Source organism: Flavobacterium sp. (assembly GCF_040382755.1).
Classification (GTDB): Bacteria; Bacteroidota; Bacteroidia; order Flavobacteriales; family Flavobacteriaceae; genus Flavobacterium.
In genome coordinates, this window is the sequence record NZ_JBEIET010000114.1 from 1 (window position 1) to 6414 (window position 6414).

The 6414-nt window shown below is 29.7% G+C and carries 6 protein-coding genes and 1 pseudogene; 2 read left to right on the forward strand and 5 right to left on the reverse strand.

Annotated elements, in window-relative coordinates; all coding sequences use genetic code 11:
- Nucleotides 1-1103: type III PLP-dependent enzyme domain-containing protein (locus ABWO04_RS09215; protein WP_353079391.1), on the reverse strand; the 1103-nt coding region annotated here is incomplete at its 3' end.
- Between the two features lie 97 nt (nucleotides 1104-1200).
- Nucleotides 1201-2271 (reverse strand): 3-dehydroquinate synthase, encoded by a 1071-nt coding sequence (gene aroB / locus ABWO04_RS09220; RefSeq protein ID WP_353079393.1) that lies wholly within the window; start codon nucleotides 2269-2271, stop codon nucleotides 1201-1203.
- A gap of 98 nt (nucleotides 2272-2369) precedes the next feature.
- Between aroB and ABWO04_RS09225 the strand changes: the two genes are divergently transcribed.
- Both ABWO04_RS09225 and ABWO04_RS09230 read left to right on the forward strand, forming a co-directional pair.
- Complete coding sequence (locus tag ABWO04_RS09225; RefSeq protein ID WP_353079399.1) at nucleotides 2370-3539, forward strand: proline dehydrogenase family protein; 1170 nt, start codon at nucleotides 2370-2372, stop codon at nucleotides 3537-3539.
- Nucleotides 3540-3604: 65 nt separating this feature from the next.
- Complete coding sequence (locus ABWO04_RS09230; protein WP_353079395.1) at nucleotides 3605-5149, forward strand: T9SS-dependent choice-of-anchor J family protein; 1545 nt, start codon at nucleotides 3605-3607, stop codon at nucleotides 5147-5149.
- Between the two features lie 85 nt (nucleotides 5150-5234).
- Here the strand turns inward: ABWO04_RS09230 and ABWO04_RS09235 are convergent, their stop codons facing one another.
- The 3 genes and pseudogenes from ABWO04_RS09235 to ABWO04_RS09245 form a co-directional block, all read right to left on the reverse strand.
- On the reverse strand, nucleotides 5235-5648 hold the full coding sequence (locus tag ABWO04_RS09235) for a thiol-disulfide oxidoreductase DCC family protein (protein WP_353079401.1): 414 nt from the start codon (nucleotides 5646-5648) through the stop codon (nucleotides 5235-5237).
- Between the two features lie 5 nt (nucleotides 5649-5653).
- Nucleotides 5654-6049 carry a glyoxalase gene (locus ABWO04_RS09240; protein WP_353079397.1) on the reverse strand — a complete coding sequence of 132 codons (396 nt, stop codon included), beginning with the start codon at nucleotides 6047-6049 and terminating at the stop codon, nucleotides 5654-5656.
- 22 nt (nucleotides 6050-6071) lie between these two features.
- Nucleotides 6072-6414 (reverse strand): annotated as a pseudogene (locus ABWO04_RS09245) (mechanosensitive ion channel family protein); the annotation flags it as partial.

Genomic DNA, 6414 nt, shown 5'->3' on the forward strand with positions numbered 1-6414 from the left:
CTTTCATAAATGTCATTCCAGCGATTTACGGCTAACATGACAAATCGTTTATTAATAGCCCAAGTATCTGGTAATGTGGTAATAAAAGAGGAGTCAATCATGTTCCAGTTTTCTCTATCATTTTGTTTCTTTTGATATAAAACTTGGTATAAAGCACCTCCAGCTTCTCCAACAGTAAACGAACCAAATTCAGTGAAAATATGAGGCACATCAACTTCTGCATCATCACATGCTATTTTTATTTGGTTCAATATTTCATCAACCATATATTGATAATCGTATTCAAAAGCCAATGAATTTTTAATAGGGAAACCACCTCCAATATTTAAACTATCTAAAGATGGACATTCTTTTTTTAAGGCAATATATACTTTCAAACACTTTACCAATTCGTTCCAGTAATAAGCCGTGTCATTAATACCGGCATTAATGAAAAAGTGAAGCATTTTAAGTTCTACTTTTTTATTTTCAGCTATTTGTTTTCTATAAAAAGGTAAAATGTCTTTATAGCCAATACCTAAACGTGACGTATAAAATTCGAATTTAGGTTCTTCTTCTGCTGCAATTCGAATTCCGATTTTAAATTTTCCATCAATTTGGTCTTGAAGTAAATCTAATTCTTCAAAATTATCAATAACTGGAATGGTGTTTTTATGTCCATTATTTATTAATCGAGCAATATTTGTAACGTATTGATCACGTTTAAAACCATTACAAACGATAAATGAATTTTTATTGATTTTACCTTGTTCCATAAGGTTTTCAACAATATTTATATCAAAAGCGGAAGACGTTTCAATATGAATATTGTTTTTAAGAGCTTCATTCAAAATAAATTCAAAATGTGAGCTTTTAGTACAATAACAATAAAAATATTTGGCTTCATAACCATGCTTTTCCATAGCATTTCTGAACCACATTTTAGCTCTGTTAATGTTTTGCGAGATTTTTGGTAAATAGGTAAATTTCAATGGCGTACCATATTGTTCTACTAATTTCATCAAATCAATACCGTGAAAATGCAAATTATCTTTATTCAAAGTAAATTCTTCCTGTGGAAAATAGAAAGTTTGATTGATAAGGTCGGAATATTTTGTATTCATTTGACTATTACTAATTTAATTAATTGAAATATGTGCCATTTTTGTTGAGCAAAAGTAAAAATAATATTACTAAAAACAGAAGTAAAGTAAAAAAAAATTAATTCTTCAAATAATCTTCAAACGCCAATAAAATCAATGATTTATCAACCTTTTGATTAATTTTACTTTCACCAATTTTGTTTAATAATGTAAATTGTATGTTTCCAAACTCATTTTTTTTGTCGAAAATTAATAAATCCAATATTTTTTGGATGTCAGAATCATTAAAAGATATTTTTTCAAAAATATCCGTAATAATGTATTTTATCTCGGCATAACTATCTTTAGAAATTAATTCTAACTTATAGGACAAGTAACTTTCTAATATCATACCAATGGCAATAGCTTCGCCATGAAGCAATTGCTTTTTATCTTCGGATTCTAAGAAATAACTTTCAATGGCATGCCCTAATGTGTGCCCGAAATTTAATGCTTTTCTAATACCGTTTTCTTTTAAATCTTGAGAAACGATTTCGTTTTTTATTTCAATTGATTGTTTTATTAAAATATCTAAATCATCTGTATTTAAGTTATTTAGATGTTTTAATTTATCCCAATAAGTTTTGTCATAAATTAATCCGTGTTTTAGCATTTCAGCCAATCCTGAACGCATTTGATTTGTTGGTAAAGTTTCTAAAAATTTAGAAATTACAACAACCGATTTTGGTTCGTTAATTACCCCAATTTGATTTTTTAAACTGCCTAAATCCACACCCGTTTTTCCGCCAACAGAAGCATCAACCATAGCTAAAAGAGTAGTTGGGACATTAATAAAATCAATACCTCTTTTATATGTACTTGCTACAAAACCTCCAATATCTGTAATTACACCACCGCCTAAATTAATCATAATGCTTTTTCTATCTGCATCTAATTCAATTAAAGTATGCCATAAATCAATACACGTGTATATGTTTTTGTTTTCTTCACCAGGTTCAATTTCAATGATTTCAATTTCAATTTCGGTTGGTAAATTCGCAAGAAAATAAGGTAAACAATGTTCATTCGTATTTTCATCTACTAACACAAAAATTTTGGAATAGGTTTCTGTTTTTAGCAGATTTTCTAAATACATAAAACTTGCATCATTAAAATAAATAGTGTAATTATCAGATTGAATAGGTGTCATTGTACAGTTTATAAATTCTTCACAAAATAAATTAAAAAATATGAGAAATCATTCGTTCAATAAGTATATTTGCATTCCTTAATATGAATTCAATAATAATGGATAAAATATTTAACAATACAGAAAAAGCATTTTCGCTTAAATCTAACTCTGAATTAAACAGAGCCCACTTTTTATTTCAAATGATTGGCAAGCCTTCATTGGTAAAAATAGGCACCTCATTAACAAATTTTGCCTTAAAATTTCATTTACCCGTTGAAGGTATTATACGAAAAACTGTTTTCGATCATTTTTGTGGTGGTGTTAGCGAACAAGATTGTTTGCAAGTGGTGGCAAAAATGTATACCAAAGGTGTTTCTTCTGTATTAGATTATTCAGTAGAGGGTAAAGAAGAGGAAACACAGTTTGATGCTTGTTTGAAAATGACGTTAAAAACAATTGATTTTGCGAAAGAAAACAAAGCCATTCCGTTTGCTGTTTTTAAACCAACCGGATTGGGAAGAATTGACTTGTATGAAAAAATAGGAGAAAAAGCATCATTAAGCACTGCGGAACAAGAAGAATGGAATAGAGTAGTGGCAAGATTTGAAAAAATTTGTCAATACGCCTATGATAGCGACGTTCAAATATTAGTTGACGGTGAAGAAACCTGGATGCAAGATGCAGCAGATGAAGTAGTGGAGCGTATGATGGAAAAATTTAACACCAAAAAAGCAATTATTTTCAATACCTTACAATTGTATAGATGGGATAGAGTGCCTTATTTAAAAGCCCTGCATTTAAGAGCGAAAGAAAAAGGTTTTCATATTGGTATGAAATTAGTTCGAGGTGCGTATATGGAAAAAGAAGCCAAACGTGCGGAAGAAAAAGGGTATAAAAACCCAATTTGCGAAACCAAACAAGCTACTGACATTAATTTCAATGAAGGACTAAACTATATGTTAGATAATATTAATGAAATGGCTGTTTTTGCGGGTACTCACAATGAAGAAAGCTCGTACTTATTAATGAATTTAATGCAGGAAAAAGGCATTTCAAATAACGATTCTCGAATTTGGTTTGGTCAATTATATGGTATGAGTGATAATATAAGTTATAATTTAGCAGCCAATAATTATAATGTAGCAAAGTACTTGCCATTTGGACCTGTTAGAGACGTAATGCCTTATTTAATAAGACGTGCACAAGAAAACACATCGGTTGCCGGACAAACGGGAAGGGAACTGACTTTGATAATTTCGGAACGAAATAGAAGAAAGTTGAAATAAATGTTAAAAAATTTCTTTTTAACAAAAGAATTCCTAAATTTGATTGAATTTTAAAAATTATTTATATGAAAAAATCTTTACTATTATTATTACTTCCTTTTTTATCAAATGCTCAGATTTTTCAATCTGGTTTTGAAACTGTAAATGGTCCACTTTCGCAATGGACTCTTTATAATCAGGACAATTTAACTCCAAATGCAGCTGTTAATTTTGTAAACGGAGCATGGGTTCAATCTTTATCAGAATTTGATAATAATGTAGCTTTAAGTACATCTTGGTATACACCTGGCGGTGCTTCTAATGACTGGATGGTTAGTCCAGCTATCACTTTGCCTACTGGAAGTTCAACTTTATATTGGCAAGCTAGAGCATATGATGCAACATACCCTGATTCATACAAAGTTTATGTTTCTACTTCAGGAAATGCACCATCTAATTTTACTACACCATTAGTTACTGTAGGAAATGGCACAAGTACTGGAGAATCTAATACTTGGCAAAATAAGAGTTTAGACTTGACGTCATTTGCAGGACAAACTATTTATATTGCTTTTCAAAATTTTTCTAATGACATGTTTTTATTAGAGGTTGACAATGTGTATGTAGTAAGTGGGACTTGTCCGGCTCCTGGTAGATTGATGACAAATTCAAATATTGATTTAACTAGCGGAACTTTTAATTGGACTGCAGCAACTGGAGGAATCACTGACTATGAATATTCTTGGGGTTCACCTGGGCACACACCAACAGTAACAAATACAGTAACTACTAACTCTGTTACAATGAACTCATTAAATGCTAATTCGCGTTACCAATATTTTGTAAGAAGTAAATCAGGAACAAACAGAAGCGGTTGGATTGGACCATATTCTCTTTTTACTGCTGTTGCTGGTGCACCATCATATAATTATGGTTTTGACAATACGAACGGATATTCAACTGATGGTTGGTCTGGAGCATGGTCTTCAAATAATACTGCCGGAAATCCACAAGCTGGTTCGCAAATGTTATTTTCAAATTCTAGTGTTACTACTGGCACGCCAACAAATAGATGGCTTTTTTCTAGACCAATTCATTTAGTGGCAAATTCAAATAATGTAATTAAATTCTATTTGAGACACTTTTCATCAACCACAAACCCACAAAGTATTAAAATGACAGTTGGAAATCAACCTATTATAGCCAATCAAACCAATACATTATGGACGTCATCAACTTTTGCAAATGCTGCATGGACTGAATATACCGTTAATTATACACCTACATCTACAGGTGTTTATTATTTCGGCTTTCATCACTTCACTCCAGGTTTAGCAGGAGCGGTTTCATTAGGACTTGACTCTTTTAGTTTGACTTCAACTCTTTCTAATGAAAGTTTTACTATGAATAATTTTGATATTTATCCAAATCCAACATCTAATGTATTAAACATTTCAAATACTAATAATATTGAAATTAATAACATTTCTGTTTCTGATCTAAATGGTCGAGTTATTAAAAATGTAAATGGTGTTACTTCTATAAATGTTTCAGATTTGAATGCAGGTGTTTATTTTGTTACAATTGAAACAACTGAAGGTAAATCAACTAAGAAATTTATTAAGGAATAATTATCCAATACTATTATAATTTAAAAACGACCAGTTTTTCACTGGTCGTTTTTTTTTGTTTTTTTACTTGAAAACAATTATTAATTTACGTTATAAATTTACCAGTTATATCTTTAGATGGCATCATACACTGCTCATTTTTTCCATACCAGTTGTATCTGTTTTTTGCGATGAAATCATATAACAGATTCATTATACTTGTAGGAATAAAATTACAAATCAACAGCAATTTAACTGATGAAGACAAATGTTTAATAATCCTAAAAACAGCTTCAGACTTAATAAAATAGGCGTAACCCGGTTCATATAGTACAATACTATCTATAGTTTTATCAATACCTAAATACGTAATTATTTTTTGTCCAGTTTCGCTTTGAAGAGCAACAAGCCTAAATACATCATTTGCATCATTTTTAATAATAAAATTGACCTTATTATTACAATAGTTACAAACGCCATCGAAAAGTATGATTTTTTTATCTTGAGGTAATTGGTTAATTTCCATTACTCGTTTGTAAGTAATTGTATTTGACTTCTGTATCTTTCAATCAATAATGTCATCATTCGTTTATTTAAACTTGAGGAATTTTTAATATAAATTAAATATTCTTCCACTGAAAATAAGCCAATAATAATACCTTTTAAAGCATTTCTGAATTTTATATCTTTTTGAATAACATTTTCAATGTATTTCTCTTTTTTATCAGGTGAAAGTGTGAAAAATAATCCTTTTTGCTTGATGGCATAATTTATAAAGACCTGTAAAAGCAAATCGTTTTGAAACTTTAAAATTGGTCGTAAAGTACTATTCTGAAAAGATTCTTCAGTTAATGTATCTAAAAAATCAACACCTAATTTTTCAGATTTAATTGCAGATAAAATACTGTCTCTATTTGTCATACCATTCACTTTTTAAAAATTATTATTCAATATCTAATAAGTTTAATTTTTCTGCTTTAACGTGTTGTACTTCAAATAATTCTAAATCAAAATAAGGAACTGAAGCAATGATATGATCAAAGATATCTGCCATAATATATTCATAATTTTCCCATTTTTTATCTTTACTAAAACAATAAATCTCTAATGGAATACCTTTTTCAGTGGGTTGTAAATGTCTGACTAACAAATGCATATCCTTGTTAATTCCAGGATGTGTTTCAATGTATTTTTGAATGTATTTTCGAAACAAACCTAAGTTTGTCATATTTCGACCATTTACGTTTAATGATTTGTCGATGTTATTCGCCATATTAAACTTATCA